At 66.4% G+C, this 16,696-nt stretch carries 17 protein-coding genes; 5 read left to right on the top strand and 12 right to left on the bottom strand.

The genetic code is table 11. The features are described 5' to 3' along the window. Nucleotides 1-63: 63 nt before the first annotated feature. Genes VVR41_RS00085 through hisD form a run of 10 tightly spaced genes read right to left on the bottom strand, consistent with a single transcriptional unit; the run spans nt 64 to nt 8,657 of the window. Nucleotides 64-801, bottom strand: a complete 738-nt coding sequence (locus VVR41_RS00085; RefSeq protein ID WP_368523095.1) for a TIGR02234 family membrane protein — start codon at nt 799-801, stop codon at nt 64-66. After that, complete coding sequence (gene hisI / locus VVR41_RS00080; protein WP_368523094.1) at nt 794-1,165, bottom strand: phosphoribosyl-AMP cyclohydrolase; 372 nt, start codon at nt 1,163-1,165, stop codon at nt 794-796. The genes VVR41_RS00085 and hisI overlap by 8 nt, the downstream gene beginning before the upstream one ends. Continuing rightward, nucleotides 1,162-1,935: an imidazole glycerol phosphate synthase subunit HisF gene (gene hisF, locus VVR41_RS00075; protein WP_368523093.1), complete on the bottom strand. Its 774-nt coding sequence runs from the start codon at nt 1,933-1,935 to the stop codon at nt 1,162-1,164. Before hisF ends, hisI begins: the two co-directional genes overlap by 4 nt. Before the next feature lie 54 nt (nt 1,936-1,989). Next, complete coding sequence (locus VVR41_RS00070; RefSeq protein WP_321101663.1) at nt 1,990-2,781, bottom strand: inositol monophosphatase family protein; 792 nt, start codon at nt 2,779-2,781, stop codon at nt 1,990-1,992. Nucleotides 2,782-2,834: 53 nt separating this feature from the next. Then, a complete protein-coding gene (gene priA / locus VVR41_RS00065) occupies nt 2,835-3,590 on the bottom strand; it encodes a bifunctional 1-(5-phosphoribosyl)-5-((5-phosphoribosylamino)methylideneamino)imidazole-4-carboxamide isomerase/phosphoribosylanthranilate isomerase PriA (protein WP_368523092.1) in 756 nt (251 codons plus the stop codon). A 10-nt stretch (nt 3,591-3,600) separates the two neighbouring features. Continuing rightward, nucleotides 3,601-4,254, bottom strand: coding sequence for an imidazole glycerol phosphate synthase subunit HisH (gene hisH / locus VVR41_RS00060; RefSeq protein ID WP_368523091.1), 654 nt, complete (start codon nt 4,252-4,254; stop codon nt 3,601-3,603). 10 nt (nt 4,255-4,264) lie between these two features. Beyond that, nucleotides 4,265-5,572 (bottom strand): MFS transporter, encoded by a 1,308-nt coding sequence (locus tag VVR41_RS00055; protein ID WP_368523090.1) that lies wholly within the window; start codon nt 5,570-5,572, stop codon nt 4,265-4,267. A gap of 45 nt (nt 5,573-5,617) precedes the next feature. Then, nucleotides 5,618-6,220 carry an imidazoleglycerol-phosphate dehydratase HisB gene (gene hisB, locus VVR41_RS00050; protein ID WP_368523089.1) on the bottom strand — a complete coding sequence of 201 codons (603 nt, stop codon included), beginning with the start codon at nt 6,218-6,220 and terminating at the stop codon, nt 5,618-5,620. Further along, nucleotides 6,213-7,331: a histidinol-phosphate transaminase gene (locus VVR41_RS00045; RefSeq protein WP_368523088.1), complete on the bottom strand. Its 1,119-nt coding sequence runs from the start codon at nt 7,329-7,331 to the stop codon at nt 6,213-6,215. The genes hisB and VVR41_RS00045 overlap by 8 nt, the downstream gene beginning before the upstream one ends. Beyond that, entirely contained in the window at nt 7,332-8,657 is a 1,326-nt protein-coding gene (hisD, locus tag VVR41_RS00040) for a histidinol dehydrogenase (RefSeq protein ID WP_368523327.1), read from the bottom strand. Between the two features lie 242 nt (nt 8,658-8,899). Between hisD and VVR41_RS00035 the strand changes: the two genes are divergently transcribed. Next, entirely contained in the window at nt 8,900-9,979 is a 1,080-nt protein-coding gene (locus tag VVR41_RS00035; protein WP_368523087.1) for a YbjN domain-containing protein, read from the top strand. On the opposite strand, the gene VVR41_RS00030 is transcribed toward VVR41_RS00035, so the two are convergent. Together VVR41_RS00030 and VVR41_RS00025 are read right to left on the bottom strand one after the other, a co-directional pair. Further along, on the bottom strand, nt 9,957-10,619 hold the full coding sequence (locus VVR41_RS00030) for a hypothetical protein (RefSeq protein ID WP_368523086.1): 663 nt from the start codon (nt 10,617-10,619) through the stop codon (nt 9,957-9,959). The genes VVR41_RS00035 and VVR41_RS00030 overlap by 23 nt on opposite strands. Before the next feature lie 70 nt (nt 10,620-10,689). Further along, nucleotides 10,690-11,379 carry a hypothetical protein gene (locus VVR41_RS00025; RefSeq protein WP_368523085.1) on the bottom strand — a complete coding sequence of 230 codons (690 nt, stop codon included), beginning with the start codon at nt 11,377-11,379 and terminating at the stop codon, nt 10,690-10,692. 169 nt (nt 11,380-11,548) lie between these two features. Here VVR41_RS00025 and VVR41_RS00020 point away from each other — a divergent pair, with 169 nt between their 5' ends. The 4 genes from VVR41_RS00020 to VVR41_RS00005 form a co-directional block, all read left to right on the top strand. Further along, a complete protein-coding gene (locus VVR41_RS00020) occupies nt 11,549-12,103 on the top strand; it encodes a TetR family transcriptional regulator (protein ID WP_368523084.1) in 555 nt (184 codons plus the stop codon). Between the two features lie 71 nt (nt 12,104-12,174). Further along, the gene (gene glgX, locus VVR41_RS00015) at nt 12,175-14,346 is read left to right on the top strand and encodes a glycogen debranching protein GlgX (RefSeq protein WP_368523083.1); all 2,172 of its coding nucleotides are present in this window, start codon (nt 12,175-12,177) and stop codon (nt 14,344-14,346) included. Nucleotides 14,347-14,518: 172 nt separating this feature from the next. Further along, on the top strand, nt 14,519-16,024 hold the full coding sequence (locus VVR41_RS00010; protein WP_368523082.1) for an exonuclease domain-containing protein: 1,506 nt from the start codon (nt 14,519-14,521) through the stop codon (nt 16,022-16,024). Between the two features lie 76 nt (nt 16,025-16,100). Continuing rightward, a partial coding sequence (locus VVR41_RS00005) for a hypothetical protein (RefSeq protein ID WP_368523081.1) occupies nt 16,101-16,696 on the top strand: 596 nt, incomplete at its 3' end.

Below are 16,696 nucleotides of genomic sequence, written 5' to 3'. Positions count from 1 at the left end.
ACCTGGCTCAAGGGTATAGCCACGTGTGTGGGCTGCGAAATTAGGCGGGGGTATCTGGTGTACTTATATGTTCCGCGGCTGGGTGCCGCCCGCGACGCCACCGTGTCGATCGGTGGGATCGGCGGAACCGGCTGGATCAGTGGGATCGAGGTCGGCGTCGATCGCGTCCCACATCACGCGACCGGAGTCTGGACTCGACACCAAGTCATCTTCGATCTTCGCGCGGCGCACCGATTCCTTCTCGTACTTGTTCATTGTCGCGGCGTCGCCGCCCGGGCGCAGCGCGACCAGCGCACCGCCGATTGCGGCGAGAGCGAAGCCGAGCAGCACCAGCGAGGGGTACAGCGGGTCAACGGTGACGCCCGTGATCTCAGCCCAGCTGGCAATGGCATCGGAGCGCGACCCGGAGGCCGCCTGCATGTCGTCGTATCCCGCTGTAAGCAGCGCATGCACGCGGCCGTAGTCGGCGCCGGACACCAGCAACCTGGCGGGCACGAAGGCGGCAGCGGCGGCAGCGACGGCGGCGATGACGCCAACGATGCGGCGCCCGAGGCGTCGCAAAGCAACCGCCGCAACAGCGGCCGCAATCAGCAGGAGCGCAACCGCAGTTGCCTCCGTTGACCAGTCAGAACCGGTGAGCACCCTCGAGCCGGCGCCGGCGCGGTCGTCGAAGTACTGCACCGTCATCCAGGTCGCGCGCGACGTACCCGCAACAACCAGCCCGCCGAGCGCCATAAGCAGTGCACCGAGGTCGGACAACCGAGAAGAACGCGGCCGCCGGGTGTCGGGAGCATCAGTCATTGTCGCTGCCCTCCAGCAACGTCGTGACATCGAAGCAGGAGTGCGCACCCGTGTGGCACGCCGCGCCCGTCTGTCTGACGCTGAGCAGGATCGTGTCGCCATCGCAATCGAGCCGCACGGACTCAACATGCTGGGTATGCCCGCTGGTCAGCCCTTTGACCCAGTATTCGTTACGCGAGCGGGAAAAATAGGTGGCGCGGCGAGTTGCCAGCGTGTGCGCGAGCGCATGGTCATCCATCCACGCCATCATGAGAACCTCTCCGGTGCCCTCCTCCTGGACGATCGCGGGCACGAGGCCTGCGGCGTTGCGCTTGAGCAGGGCTGCGACGCCGGGATCGAGCTCGAACTCCTCAATCGCGGTCACCTAACCACCTCTCCTGCCGCGCGCAAAGCGTCCTTGACCTCGCCGATAGTAACTTCACCGAAGTGGAAGATCGATGCTGCAAGCACCGCGTCCGCGCCCGCCTTAACCGCCGGCGGGAAGTGCTCCACTGCTCCGGCACCGCCGGAAGCAATCACCGGGATCGAGACCGCCTCGCGCACCGCGCGCACCAGTTCGAGGTCGAACCCCGCCTTGGTGCCGTCGCCGTCCATGGAGTTGAGCAAGATCTCACCCACGCCCAGGTCTTGTCCCGTGCGGGCCCACTCGATGGCATCGATGCCTGCGGAGCGGCGCCCGCCGTGAGTGGTGACCTCGAACCCGGACGGCTGCGGGCGCCCGCCCTCGGGCACGCGGCGCGCGTCGACGGACAACACAATGCACTGCGCGCCGAACTCCTCGGAGAGCGAGCGCAGCAGGCTGGGCTGTGCGATTGCTGCGGTGTTAACGCTGACTTTGTCGGCGCCGGCGCGCAGCAACTCGCGGACGTCGTCAGCCGTGCGCACGCCGCCGCCGACGGTGAGCGGGATGAACACTTGGTCGGCGGTGCGGCGCACCACCTCGAGCATCGTGCCGCGCCCCTGGGAGGAGGCGGTGACGTCGAGGAACGTCAGTTCGTCGGCGCCAAGATCGTTGTAGCGTTTGGCCAACTCGACGGGGTCGCCGGCGTCGCGCAGGTTCTCGAAGTTGACGCCCTTGACCACCCGGCCGTCATCGACGTCGAGGCAAGGAATGACGCGAACGGAGACTCCCATGACAGGCACCGCACCCTTCTGTGTTGTCCCGGCCGTGCTCGCGGCACCGGCCCGTTAGTTGGAGCTGACTGATTTCATCGTACTGAGGGCGATGCGATGCGCCCTGCGGGTCCCGGCGATCGCTCCGACGGAACCGATCTTCCACGGCTCCCCGTCGGGACCGGTCACCACGGCGCCGGCGCAGCGGGACAGCAGGATCCCGGAGCAATTGTCCCACAGGTGGGGCGAGAAACTCACGGCGGCCTGGTAGATGCCCTGCGCGACGAACGCGAAGTCCACCCCGACAGAACCGGAGATACGCGGACGCAGATCGGTCTCAGCGAGCGTGCCCATTACATTGAGGCGCACTCCTGCCGGGAAGCGTTCGGAGGCGGGCGAGCGCACCGAGCCGACACCGACCTGGGAGGCGGCAACATTTTCGTCACTCACCGGCGGCAGCGCGCTGCCGTTGAGGTGCACGGGGTGGCCCTCGATGGCGGTCAGGCGCATGTCCATGAGCGGGATGTCGGTGATCGCGATGACCGGTTGGCCGTTCTCGACGAGCGAGACGAGGATCGAGCAGTTCGGGTTACCCGAGGAATAGTTCGAGGTCCCGTCGATGGGGTCGACCACCCAGCAGGCGTCAGTGTTGAGGGTTCCGCCCTGTTCCTCGCCGTAGACCGGGATGCCGGTGGCGGCAGTCAGCTTCTGGCGCAACAGCGATTCGATGGCCACGTCGGCGGCGGTGGCAAAAGCACCGTCGCTCTTAAACAGCGCGGGTGCAGCCCCGAGGTGGGAGACGAACAACGTACGCGCTTCGTCGACAATCTCCTCGGCCAGTGCAAGGTTGCGACTCCGGGAATCCATATTCGTCACCCTAACGCGTCCTGTCCGATGGTTGGTCGAGCGTGCAGATCACGTTAGAGACCCTCCTCCGCGCCGCCTCGGGCGACGGCGTCGAGCGCTTCGCGCAGGGTGAACCGGTGCTCGTAGAGTGCCTTGCCGATGATGGCCGAATCGATGCCCTCGTCGACGAACTCGGCGAGCGACGTGACGTCGGCAAGCGTGGCGATGCCGCCGGAGGCGGTGACGAAAGCGTCTGTCGCCGCCGAGACCTCGCGCAGCAATTCGACGTTCGGCCCGGTCAGCGCGCCGTCACGGCTGACGTCGGTGACCACGAAGCGGGTGCAGCCGGCCTGGTCGAAAAACTCAATCGTCTCCCACAGGTCACCACCGTCGGTGGTCCACCCGTTGCCCTTGACCCGCCACTGGCCGTCCTCCTGGCGCACTGCGATGTCGAGCGCGATTTTGTCGCCGTAGCGCTTGAGCACGTCCACGGTCCAATCGGGGTTGGCCAAGGCGGCCGTGCCGATGTTCACGCGGCGCGCGCCGGTGCCCAGGGCGCGCTCGAGAGACGCGTCATCGCGGATGCCGCCGGTGAGCTCGACGTCGATATCAAGCTGGCGGGTGATCTCCGCCATCATCTCGTGGTTGGAACCGCGGCCAAACGCGGCGTCCAAGTCCACGAAGTGCAGCCACTGCGCGCCCTGCTCCTGCCACTGCAGAGCCGCCTCGAGTGGCGCGCCGTAGACCTTTTCAGTCCCGGCCTCACCCTGGTCCAGGCGCACGGCCTGGCCGTCGACGACATCAACAGCGGGAAGAAGTGTGAAATCCATAGTGGCCATTCTATCCAAGCGTCCGGCACCAATTTCGCATCAGCTCGAGGCCGGCCTCGCCTGACTTTTCGGGGTGGAACTGGGTCGCCCACAGCGGGCCGTTTTCCACGGCCGCCACGAACCTGCTGCGATCGTGCTGCGCCCATGAGACTCGGGGGGCGGCGATGAACTCGTCAGCGGGCAGCGTCCAGTCACGCACGCCGTAGGAGTGCACGAAGTAGAAACGCGTCTGCGGATCGAGCCCGGCAAACATCTCCGAGCCGTCGGCGATCTCCACGGTGTTCCACCCCATGTGGGGCAGCACATCCGCATCGAGCTTCTCGACGACCCCGGGCCACTCCCCCAGCCCTTGCGTGGTCACGCCGTGCTCGACACCACGCTCGAACATGACCTGGAGCCCGACGCAGATCCCCAGGACCGGCCGCCCGCCAGCGAGGCGCTGGCCGACAATGCGGGGGCCGTTCACCGCGCGCAATCCGCGCATGCAGGCGTCGTACGCACCCACGCCCGGGACCACGAGGCCGTCCGCCTCGACGGCTACCGCGGCGTCTTGGGTGATGGTGACCTGCGCCCCGACGTGCTCGAGGGCGCGTTGGGCTGAGCGGAGGTTTCCGGCGCCGTAGTCGAGCAGCGCAACGTGGGGCTGTGCAAGCGGTGACGTCATAGCTGATACTTTAGCGCCCGTCCCGCCGGCGGAATCCGGGGGCGTGCACAGAGCGCAGGCGCACGCGCAGGTTGTCCACGTCGGCCACGCGGTTGCGGCCCAGGCTACGGTCAGTCAGCGTCACGGCCACTCCGATCAGAATGACAGCTGTGGCAAGCGTGTACATCTGCCCCAGTGTCACGTAAACCAGCACCAGCCCGTAGGCCATTGATCCGATTCCGGTGCCGGAATCGAAGGCGATGTTCCACATCGCCGACGCTTCCGAGACCTTCGATTTGGGCAGGCGGTAGAACAGCTGGGTCAGCGCCTCGTTTTGCACCGCTCCGAACCCGGCGCCGTAGAGCAGGGCAGCAAGCACGAGCCACCACTGCGATGCACCCGTGAACAGGACGGCGGCGATGACGGCGATACCGGCGGCAGCGGTGACCTGGAACGGGATCATGACCGTGCCCGGTACGCCGCGGCGGTCGAGCACCACGCCGGCGAAGTAGCGCCCCACCATGGCTGCGAAATTGAGCACGGCTAGCAGCACGCCAGCGAGCGTCGCCCCAGCCGCCGCGTCGAGCTCGCGGACGCTAACGGGCAGGAAGGTTGCCACCGCGCCGTACGCGGTAGTGACAAACATCAGCGCCAACATCGGCACCGCCACAAGCCGCCACATTGGCACGCGCACGGTGGTCAGGTCTGCGTCGACTACGGCGTGGCGTGCAATGGTCGGAATGAAGATGCAGGCCACCAGGCTGAGCAGCCCGATCAGTGTGGCCAGGAAAAAGACCGGCGGGTAGCCCACTGATTCGGCAAGCCACAGCCCCAGCGGCAAACACACCATTTGCGCGGCACCGACGCACACGCCGAAGATGCCAGCCGTGCGCCCCAGCAGGCGTTTGGGAACCAGCTCCGCGATGATGGCGGCTTCTGCCACGCTCAGTGCTCCGAAACCGACGCCGCGGACCAGGCTGACGGCGAGCACGATCGGGGCGTCCAACCCGATGGCGAGGAACAGCGCGGGCACTCCCAGCAGCACTGAGGACACCGCGATCACCACGCGGTAGCCAAGCCGGCGCAAGACGGCGGGGATGAACACTTGGGTGATCACCGTCGCCAGCATGAACACTCCTGTGCTGGCACCGGCGAGTCGTTCGGATCCGCCCTCGTCCAAAACCGCGGTCGGCACGACGGGCAAAAGCAGCGACCACGCGCCGAAGGCGGCGGCAACGGCGACCAGAGTGGCAATGAGCCCTCGGGCTTTCCACGGGCTCGTAACAGCCTCAACCTCGTCTGGGGTAAGCACCTTTGCGGTGCGGGAACGCGCCAACACGCGCGGCTCCTTCCCGATTGTGTCAGTCTGGCAATCTCCCTTGTTCTACAGCGCGCCCTTGGTGGAGGGAACGCCCGTGACTCTGGGGTCGGACTCTACTGCAGCGCGCAGCGCCCGGGCCACGGCCTTGTACTCAGCTTCCGTGATGTGGTGCGGGTCGCGGCCGTAGCGGACGTTGACGTGCAGCGTCAGCCGCGCGTTCTGCGCGAGCGTCTCGAAGAAGTGCTCGTTGATCACGGTGGCGTAGTGAGCACCGATGATCTGGTGGATCATGTGGTCGGGCTCTCCGTTCATAACGAAGTAGGGTCGGCCTGAGATGTCCACCACCGATTCGACGAGGGTCTCGTCCATCGGCAGCAGGCACGAGCCGAAGCGACGGATGCCGCGCTTGTCCCCGAGGGCGTCGAGAAGCGCCCAGCCCAAGGTGATGGCGGTGTCCTCGATGGTGTGGTGCGCGTCGATGTGGGTGTCCCCGGAGGCACGCACCACGAGGTCGAATGAACCGTGGGTGCCGAAGGCGGTGAGCATGTGGTCGAAAAACGGCAGGCCTGTGGCGATTTCGACGACACCGGAGCCGTCGAGGTTGATCTCCACGTGGATATCGGACTCAGAGGTGGTCCGTGTGGCGGTTCCGATTCGCTTAGTCATGGGCTACGTCCTTTGCTACGTCGAGAAATGCATCGTTCTCGTGGTCGAGACCGATCGTGACACGCAGGCGCCCCGGCACCCCGACGTCGCGGATGAGTACCCCGCGGTCGAGGAACGCCTGCCATGCCTCGTGTGAGTCGGCAAAGTTCCCGAAGAACAGGAAGTTCGACTCGCTGTGCGCGACCTCGTACCCTATGTCCTCGAGCCCGGCGCGCACCCTGTCGCGCTCGCGCGCAAGCTTGTCGACGGTCGCCAGAGTCTCATCAGCGTGCCGCAGCGCAACCCGCGCCGCCGCCTGAGAGAGCACCGACAGGTGGTAGGGCAGGCGCACGAGCATGACGGCCTCGACAAATGCGGGGGCGGCCACAAAGTAACCGAGCCGGCCGCCCGCGAAATCGAATGCCTTCGACATCGTGCGCGAGACGACGAGCTTGTCCGGGTACCGCTCGATGAGCTGGACAGCCGAGGGCGACGGGGAGAACTCCGCGTAGGCCTCGTCGACGATGACAATGCCTTCGGTGGCCTCGATCAACCGCTCAATGTCAGCGAGCTCGGTGACATCGCCGGTGGGGTTGTTCGGCGTGGTGACGAAGACAATGTCGGGACGCTGCTGCGCGATCTGTTCGAGCGCGACCTCCATGTCGATGGTGAAGTCCGCGCCGCGCTCGACGGCGAGAAACTCCGTCTGCGTGCCAGCGGAGAGAATCGGGTGCATGGAATAGCTGGGGGCGAATCCCATAGCGCTGCGCCCCGGGCCGCCGAATGCCTGCAGCAGCTGCTGGAGGATCTCGTTCGATCCGTTCGCCGCCCACAGATTGTCCCGGCTCACGCGCACGCCGGTCTGCTTCGACACGTACGCGGCAAGGTCTTCGCGCAGCTCGACGGAATCGCGCTCCGGGTAGCGGTTGAGAGATTCAGCAAGGCGCTTGGTCTCCGCAACGAGATCTGCGATCAGCGCCGGGGACGGCGGGTACGGGTTCTCGTTCGTGTTCAGTGCCACGGGCACCGAGAGCTGGGGCGCGCCGTACGCGGACTTTCCACGCAGTTCGCCGCGCAGCGGGAGGGCATCAATGCTTGTCGACGCCGCCAGGGTCCCTTCTGAGAATTGCATCTACTCCCCTCTTCCTGCCGTGCCGATTCCGCGCACCGTGATCGACTCACCGTGGGCGGGCAGCTGCTCCGCTGCCGCGAGGGTGACGATGTGCGGGCCGATCTCGGCGAGCGCGGCACGGTCGTACTCAATGAGGTTGACCGGCTTGAGGAATGTGTGCGTGGTCAGACCCGCAGTGAAGCGCGCCGTGCCGGAGGTGGGCAACACGTGGTTGGATCCGGCGGCGTAATCGCCCAGGGGCACCGGGGAGTACGGGCCGACGAAGATCGCGCCGGCGTTAGCGATGCGGCGGGCGAGCTCCCGGGCGTTGCGGGTGTGGATCTCCAGGTGCTCCGCGGCATAGGCGTCGGCGACGGCGACGGCTGTGTCCATGTCGTCGACAAGCACAACGCCGGACTGCGGGCCACCGAGCGCGGAGGTGGCACGCCCGGAGTTGAGCGTGAGTCCGGCGAGGCGGTCGACCTCGGCGGCGACGCGCTCGGCGAGCTCCGGCGAATCGGTGATCAGCACCGACGCCGCCTGCTCATCGTGCTCCGCCTGCGAGACGAGGTCGGCGGCGACGAAGGTGGCGTCCGCGGAGTCGTCCGCGATGACCGCGATCTCGCTCGGACCAGCCTCCGCATCGATCCCGACCACTCCATTGACCAGGCGCTTCGCCGCGGCGACGAAGATGTTTCCGGGACCAGTGACCTTGTCCACGGGCTCGAGCTCGTGCGCGTCATCACCGTAGGCCATGAGAGCGATCGCCTGCGCACCACCAACAGCCCACATCTCCTCGATACCCAAAAGCGCGCACGCCGCCAGCGTCGTCGGGTGCGGCCAGCCGTCGAACTCCTCCTGCGGCGGCGAGCACACGACCATGGACTCCACTCCGGCCTCCTGGGCAGGAATGACGTTCATGAGCACGCTGGAAGGGTAGACGGCCTTGCCGCCAGGGACGTACAGGCCGACGCGGCGCACCGGCACGAAGACCTCGGTGACCTCCGCGCCCGGCGCGAGCGTGGTCGTGTGGCTATCCGGCACCTGGTCGCGGTGCACGGCGCGGATGCGCGTGATCGACTCCTCGAGTGCGGCACGGACGTCGGCGTCCAGGGTCTCAATCGCGCGGCGCACGATCTCGTCCGGCACCCGCACCGCGGGCGGGCGGATCCGGTCGAATTGCTCCCCGTATTCGAGCGCGGCCTCGGCGCCGCGCTCGCGCACGGCGTCGATGATCGGGCCGACAGTGCCGAGGACGGAAGCGACGTCGACGCCCCCGCGCGGCAGCACGCGGCGCAGCTCGCTCGTCGTGGGAGTGTGTCCGCGCAAGTCGGTCACAGTGAGCAAATTCTCCATGGTCGATGTCGCCTCTCGCCGAAGTCGGGTAATACCCGTTCATTGTAGGGTTTCTCCTCCCGCGGGCTGGGAATGGGTACCGCCCGTCGCCGCGGCCGGAGCCGTGCAAAGGTGGGTGCCCTTTACCGCTGATGATGGTGTTGCTTATGCTCGAAGTGACAGATGGTTCTCCCTGGGCGCACCGGGGGTGCACACCGCTGCGGTACGACTGCTGAAGGAGGGTGCGAGCGCACATGGCCAAACACCGAGCCCAGGGCATCCCCGCGGGGGTGGGACTGCGCCCCGCTGAGGTCACACTCGAGCGTGTCGCCCGTGCCGCAAGAACGTTGGGTTTTGAGATTTCATCGCGCCCGGACAGGGTGGTCGTATCGACCCACACCTTCATCGCCACCGCGTGGATCAGCTACGAAAAGCCGCTCATGCTGGTTATCGACTGCACCCAGCGCATCCCCATCGACTTCGGGTTCAGCCCGGCGTTGGCCACGTTCCTCAACACGTGGAACCACGACCGGGTGGGGCCGACGGCGTCGTACAGGCTCAACGATTCCGGCGACATCGACGTGCACCTGCGCTCCGGGATCCGCACCCGGCACGGGCTGACGGACGAGCAGCTCCTGGAGGAGCTGTGCGACGCGTTCGAGCACATGGCGGCTTTTTCCCTCCAGCTGCGCGAGGGTTTCCTCCCGGTCGAGTTTGACCAGCCGCTGCCGCCGACGCTCATCCGCGCCCAGGACGCCGACGCTTTGCTTGGGCGCCACCCGTCGTCGCGGCACCTGCCGCGCGGCCAGCAGCTCGACGTCGACGGCGCCCCGGACTACTACGCGGCCGACGAGGTGGGTGATGACGACGATAGCGACCCCGGTATCGCCGCTCGCGAGACCCGCACCCAACCGGTGAGTATGGCAGAGCTTGAGGACGTCTTCGAGACGTTGGATTTCGCGTACTCCGTCACCGACGACGACGTCGTGGCAACCGGTGTCAACGGCATTCCGTTTGCGGCGTGCATTGATGCGGACGATTACGCGCGCATCACCGCGATGTGGGACACCGGCCGCACCGAGGGATTCCTCCCGCTGTGGCTGATGTGCAACTCCGTCAACGAGCGCTGCGCCGGGCTGCGCGCCTACCTCCACACGTTCGACGGTGCCTATCACCTGCATGTTGAAACGACGTGTTTGATCAACCGCGGAATGACGTCGAGCCAACTGCACAACTTCGTGCTGTCGTCGCTCGTGGCGATCCTCGGCGCCGTCGACGCCGTCAGCACTCAGTGCAACGGCCACTCAGTGGTCAACTGGCCGCGGGGGCGTTAGCTGCACCAGCGCGACTGTCGTCATCTTCGCGCTCGTCCAGATCGCGCTCGTCCGCGTCGGGCGCCGGGCTCACCACGGCGAGGATCCAGTACGCCAGTGATGCAGTAAAAGGCCCGGTAAGCCACGCAACTCCCGGCCGCAGCGGCGGCACGACGTGGAAGACGGCGCCCTCGATTAGTTCGCCGTGACCGGGCTGGGCGGAGATCACGCCTGCCGACCACACACCGAAGGTGAACACCGCGAACGCCCCCGCGCCCGCTGTGACAATCACCCACGCGAGTACCTGTGGCGATACCATCCCATCGCGCATGGCGAACGCCGCGAGCGCGATGATCAACCCCATCGCGGCAGTAATCAGCGCGAACCCCCCGTAGGAGGCGAACTCGACATTGCTCGGGCTGGCCACCATATCGACAACGGCCTCGCCCTCGCGAACCGCGACCTCGTATGCCGGCCTCAGGACACCCCACACCGCCCCGACGAGGCTACCGAGGACCAGTGCCAGCACAAGCAGCCCAGCGCCCGCCCCGACGCCGGCGCTCGTCCTGCGGCGGACGCTGGCGGATGCGTGCGATGCAGGTGCGGACGTGTCGGGCTCGGGTGTGGGGTGCGCTCCCGAAGCCGTGGTCACAGTCGTCATGGCTCCTAACGCTACCGGCCCCGCTGAATAATTCCTCAGCGGGGCCGGTGTGCGTCAGGTGCGCAACGCGCTAGTTGCAGATCTTCCAGCGGCCGTCCTCGCGCTCGAAGATCTGGGTGTTGGTCTCGGTTCCGTTGGCACTAGCCGCCGTAATCGAGGCAGAGGCGCGGTTGCCGTCAACGCGGACGTCGTCGATCGAGACCTCTGTACGCGGCAGCTCGACACCCTGGCCAGCCTGCTCCTGGGCGCGCGCGGCCTGCTCAATCTGCTCGAGCGTCATGCCGCTTCGGTTCAGCTGCTCCATGGTCGCATCGTTGACCTTGCGGCAGGAGTTCTCCAGGAGCGTGCGGGTCCACTTTTCGTAGCTGCCCGGGTTCAAGGATGCCTCGACCGCGCGCCGCATTTCCTCGCGGTCGGCGTCGTTCGCCGGGTTGCCGCTCTCCAGCGGCTCGAAGGAGGGCACTGCCTGGCCCGGGTTTTCAAACGGGTTCGCCAGCGTCGGGACGGTGGCGCCGTCGGCGTTGTTGGCGTCCGCGCCGTTGTCACCGTTCTCGCGGTCTGCGGCGCTGCTCGTCGACTCTGCCGCCGACTCAGCCTGGGACTGCTCCCCGCTCGTCGCTGCCGTCGGTGCGCTGGCTGCTGTCGAGAGCCCCCCAGAAGCGGTCTCTTCGCTGGAGCCACAGGCCGCGAGCCCGAAAGACAGGCCAGCAACTGCGGCAGCCGCAGCGGCGGAGCGAATGGTACGGGAAGCTAAAAGCACGGTGAATCTCCTCTAGGACCGAATACGTGGACAGTTCCACCAAAACGTACAGACCAGTTAATCGGGTGAATCTAACGTCCAAGTGAGCGCACCATGACAATCAACTGGGCACTTCCTGTGGGCTCGGCGGGAACGAGGGCCGTGCACCCGACCGGTAAACTTGCCCGACATGCAGTTAACCCGGGCAACCATTAGCCACGCCGCCCTCGCCATTCTCGACGAGTACGGGCTCGCCGACGTTTCCATGCGCCGAGTCGCCACCTCGCTCGGCGTCGCCCCGGGCGCCCTCTACTGGCACATCAAGAATAAGCAGGAGCTCATCTCCAACTTGGCTGAGCTCATCATTGCCCCGCTTATCGACGCTCCCTCTACCAGCCCCGAGGCAACGTGCGCACAGGTGCGTTCGGCCCTTCTAGCCCACCGCGACGGCGCCGAGGTGGTGCTCTCCGCCGTCAGCCAGCCCGACTCCCCCGTCGGTGCCCGGCTCGATGCAATCGTCGCCGAGTCTCTGCGGAGCGCCGACAATGAGACGTCGGAAAGCGATGTTCTCGCCGCGGCTGAAGGATTGATCTTCCTCACCCTCGGCGCGACCTACGTGCAGCAATCCTCCACCCAGCTCGCCGAGGCCACGGGTGACAACCCCGGTGGCAGCGACCGGCCTGCCAACGCCGAGCGCGCGATCGCATTTCTGCTGCAGGGCTTGCGCGACGACGAGCGCGAATAGCTCGGCGTTCTCACTGCGGCTCGCTGGCTGTGCTCAGGAACCAGGCGACGTCCTCATATACGATTGGCGCCATGACTGATCAACAATCTGCCCCCGCACCCGCCCCGCTGGTGTGGCCCGGATCCGCCTACCCCCTGGGATCCACCTACGACGGTGCAGGAACCAACTTCGCCCTCTTCTCCGCCGTCGCGGAGAAGGTGGAACTGTGCCTCATCGACGACGCTGGCGAGGAAACCCGCGTGGCGCTCGAAGAGGTCGACAACTTTGTCTGGCACGCCTATCTTCCCGGCATCACGCCTGGTCAGCGCTACGGCTACCGCATCCACGGACCGTGGGACCCCCACAACGGCAAGCGGTGCGACCCGTCCAAGATCCTGGTCGATCCCTACGCGCGCGCATTCGACGGAGACTTCGACCAGCACTCCTCGTTGTTCTCCTACGACATCTACGCCGAGGAACCGGGCACGGGCCGCAACGAGGAGGACTCACTCGGACACACGATGCTGTCTGTGGTGATCAACCCGTTCTTCGACTGGGGCGACGACCGCAACCCCAACATTCCGGACGAGGAAACCATCATCTACGAGTGCCACGTCAAGGGCATGACGCAGACCCACCCGGACATCCCCGAAATCCTGCGCGGAACCTACGCCGGCATGGCACACCCGGCGATGATTGACTACCTCACCGACCTCGGTGTGACCTCGATCGAGCTGCTGCCGGTGCACCAGTTCCTCCAGGACGACCGGCTGCGCGATCTCGGCCTGCGCAACTACTGGGGCTACAACACCTTCGGATTCTTCGCTCCGGAGAACCACTACGCCTTCTCGCCCAACCCGGGCGACGCCGTGGCGGAGTTCAAGGGCATGGTCCGCTCGTACCACGAGGCCGGCATCGAAGTCATTCTCGATGTGGTGTACAACCACACCGCCGAGGGCAACCACCTCGGCCCGACGATCGCCTTCCGCGGTATCGATAACGAGGCTTACTACCGCCTGGTCGAAGACGACAAGTTCCACTACATGGACTACACGGGCACTGGAAACTCCCTCAACGTCCGTGACCCGCACTCGCTGCAGCTCATCATGGATTCACTGCGCTACTGGGTCACCGAGATGCACGTCGACGGGTTCCGCTTCGATCTGGCGTCCACGCTGGCGCGCGAGTTCTCCGACGTCGACCGCCTGGCCACGTTCTTCGACCTGTGCCAGCAGGACCCGGTTGTCTCCCAAGTCAAGCTCATCGCCGAGCCGTGGGACGTGGGCGAAGGCGGCTACCAGGTGGGCAACTTCCCGGCGCTGTGGAGCGAGTGGAACGGCAAGTACCGCGACACTGTGCGCGACTTCTGGCGCGGCGAGCCTTCCACCCTCGGCGAGTTCGCCTCCCGCCTGACGGGTTCGTCCGACCTCTACCAGCACAACGGCCGCCGCCCGACGGCGTCGATCAACTTCATCACCGCGCACGACGGGTTCACCCTCAACGATCTCGTGTCCTACAACGAGAAGCACAACGAGGCCAACGGCGAGGACAACCGCGACGGCGAAAGCCACAACCGTTCCTGGAACTGCGGTGTGGAAGGCCCCACGGACGACCCTGAAGTTCTCCAGCTGCGCGCCCAACAACGCCGCAACTTCCTCACCACATTGCTCTTGTCCCAGGGCACCCCGATGATCGCGCACGGCGATGAATTTGCCCGCACTCAAAACGGCAATAACAACGTCTACTGCCAGGACAACGAGTTGGCATGGATGAACTGGGAGCACCTGGACATTGCCGACGAGCTGCACGACTTCACTCGCCGGTTGATTGCCATCCGCAAGCAGCACCCGGTGTTCCGCCGCCGCCGCTTCCTCGAGGGCGGCGCGCTCGGCGCCGACGGCAGCGAGCGCGAGATTGCGTGGCTGGTTCCGGACGGCCGGTTGATGACGCAGGAGGACTGGGACTTCGCCTTCGGTAAGGCGTTGATGGCCTACTTCAACGGCGCCGCCATCACGGAGGTCGACCGCCGCGGGCAGCGCATCGAGGACGACTCCTTCATCCTCATGTTCAACGCCCACTTCGAAGACATCGAGTTCACGCTTCCCGACGCCACCCTGGGTGCCGAGTGGGAGGTCCTCATCGACACCACCGAACCGCTCGGCTACCCCGCCGAGAAGGAGAACATCCCTGCCGGCGGCACGAAGACCGTCCCGGCACGCTCCACTGTGGTGCTGAAGCAGATTGAGCCGCCCATCGTGGACTAAAAGTGGATGAGCGCGGTCTAGCGCGGACGAGCACAGCGAGTGCTGGTGAAAGCGCCTGAGTTCGCGACGCACCTGTTCGTTCGACACCCGCTGAGTCGGTGTCGGAGCCGCGGGTAGGATGAGCCAAGACGGCCGTTCCTACCCGCGCTTTTTGAGTTCAGGAGATGTCTGCGTGATTTCCGCCCACGGTGCAACCGTCACGGTGTCCAACACCGCCCTCGTCATTCAGCCCTCGCCTTTGTCCGAGGCGCTGACGGGCGGCGACGGCCGCACCGACGCTGGGGACGGCACGGACGGCTCAACCTCGGCGGTGAGCATCCCGATCGAGGCCATTACCGAGGTCACGGTGACGCGGCACGCCGACGCGTGGGACATCGGAGCAGTCGAGATCGGCACCTCTACGATGGCCCGGGGTGTGACGCTAAGGTTCAGCCCGAACAGCGAGCGCGCGCAAGAGGAGTTTCTCGCGCTTGTCGACGCCGCCCGGCGCGGTGAGGCCCCCGAAACTTCGGCGGTATCGCCTGATCAGGCATTGGGGACCGATCCGGCCGAGGCACTTAGGGGATTCAGCTTCGTGGGCTTCGACGTGGAAACAGCGAACCAGCGCTGGGGCTCGATCTGCCAGATTGGCCTGGTCAAAATTATCGACGGTGTTGAGGTCGACCGCGCCAGCTGGCTGTGCACCCCGCCGAAGTCTTTGGGCGAGTTCGACCCCTACAACGTCGGCATCCACGGCATCTCGGCTGAGGACGTCGCGGGGCAGCCTTCTGTGGCAGAGCGCGTCGATCAACTCACGGAGTTCGTTGGTGATCTGCCGCTGGTCGCCCACAACGCCCAATTCGACGCCAGCGCGCTGCGTGATGCGTGCGTGGCAACAAACCACGACGTCCCCGCTCTGCTGTTCGCCTGCACGCTGGCGCAGGCCCGCGCCGCACGCCTGAAGGTGGACAACCACCGTTTGCCGACGCTTGCCGCACACTACGGTGTGGCACTCGACAACCACCACGACGCCTGCGCGGACGCCGCGGCGTGCGCCGGGATCATGCTGGGGCTCGCTCGCGACGCCCACCACTCCGGCGACCTAATGAGCTACGTCCACGGCACCGGTTTTGTGCTCGGCTCCATCGCGCCGGAGCGGGTCACCCCCGTGCTGCGCGATCGCTCCGGCGCTGCCCGCGCGCTTCAGGCCGAGGCCGCGCGCTCCTCGGACCCTGCCGCCGCCGTTGCGGCAGCGACGGCCCCACGCGGCAGCAACCAGCACGGCCCGGATGCGGGTGCGCCCGGCGGTGAAGCTGGTCTTGCCGGCTCCGCAGCGCCGGAATCGTCCGGCGGGTCCCGCAGGCCAGCTCCGTGGCAGTCCGTCGCCACGCCGGACACCGTCCCGGAGCCCAACCCCACGGCGGACCCGGCCTCCCCGCTGTACGGGCAGCACGTGACACTGACCGGCGAGTTCGGCCCCTTTGACAAGGGTCTGCTGTGGAACGGCATTGCCGAGCAAGGCGCGACCGTGGGCAAGAACGTGACCAAGAAAACGACGATCCTGGTCGCCGGTGAGTGGGCCACGATGACCTCGAAGGAAAAGCGGGCCCGCGAGCTCAAAGACAAGGGCCAAGAGATCGAGATCTGGGATTCGTCGCAGTTGTTCGACGCCCTCGGCCTCGATCCCGCAAGCGCCTAACCTCATCCACGCACGACGTGCCCCCGGTACCCGTTGAGAGGGAACCGCAACGCGGGCGGAGCAGTCTAATGAGTGCATGACTGTCGCTGTCTCACCCGCCCGGCTGCTTCACGATGTCCGCCCGCAACCCGCATCCGCATGGACTTTGCGCCTGGCGCATCGAACCTCCCCCTCACGCGTGCGCGTTCGCCGCGAGGTGTCGTCGCTCAGCCCGTCGGCAGCCTATGTCACGCTCTCTCCCGGGCTCGTCGCTGTCATCGAGCGCTCAGGGTCCCAGGTTCTCGCCCACCAGGTGCTCACCCACCAGGAAGTCGGGGCCGCAGGCATGACAGTGCACCAGGCGTGGAACGAGACCGCACGGTCGATGCGGGACGCCGCCTGTGTGGGTGGTGAGGTGGAGTTCTGGGTCCGGGAGGCGTCGACAAGCATGGGTAGCCTCACTATCAGCGGACTCGAGGTGGGAGGAGCTGCGGCGCGCTGGTGCGCCCACCCGATGCTGTTTCGCACGCTGCACGAACATTTTGAGCGGGTGTTCGCCCCCGCTGGTGAACTGACCTACCTCACGCGAGACTTCAATGACTTGTTCGTCTTCCGCGCGCCGGCGCGCGACGTCGCTCGCGCCCTGCCTGCACCGGGCGGCGGGCTAATCATGCGCTACTCGCTCGGTTTCCC

Origin of the sequence: Corynebacterium sp. LK2510 (assembly GCF_040946405.1) — a bacterium.
GTDB lineage: Bacteria > Actinomycetota > Actinomycetes > Mycobacteriales > Mycobacteriaceae > Corynebacterium.
The sequence above is the reverse complement of the archived record's forward strand: the minus strand, read 5'-3'. Positions and strand labels throughout refer to the sequence as shown.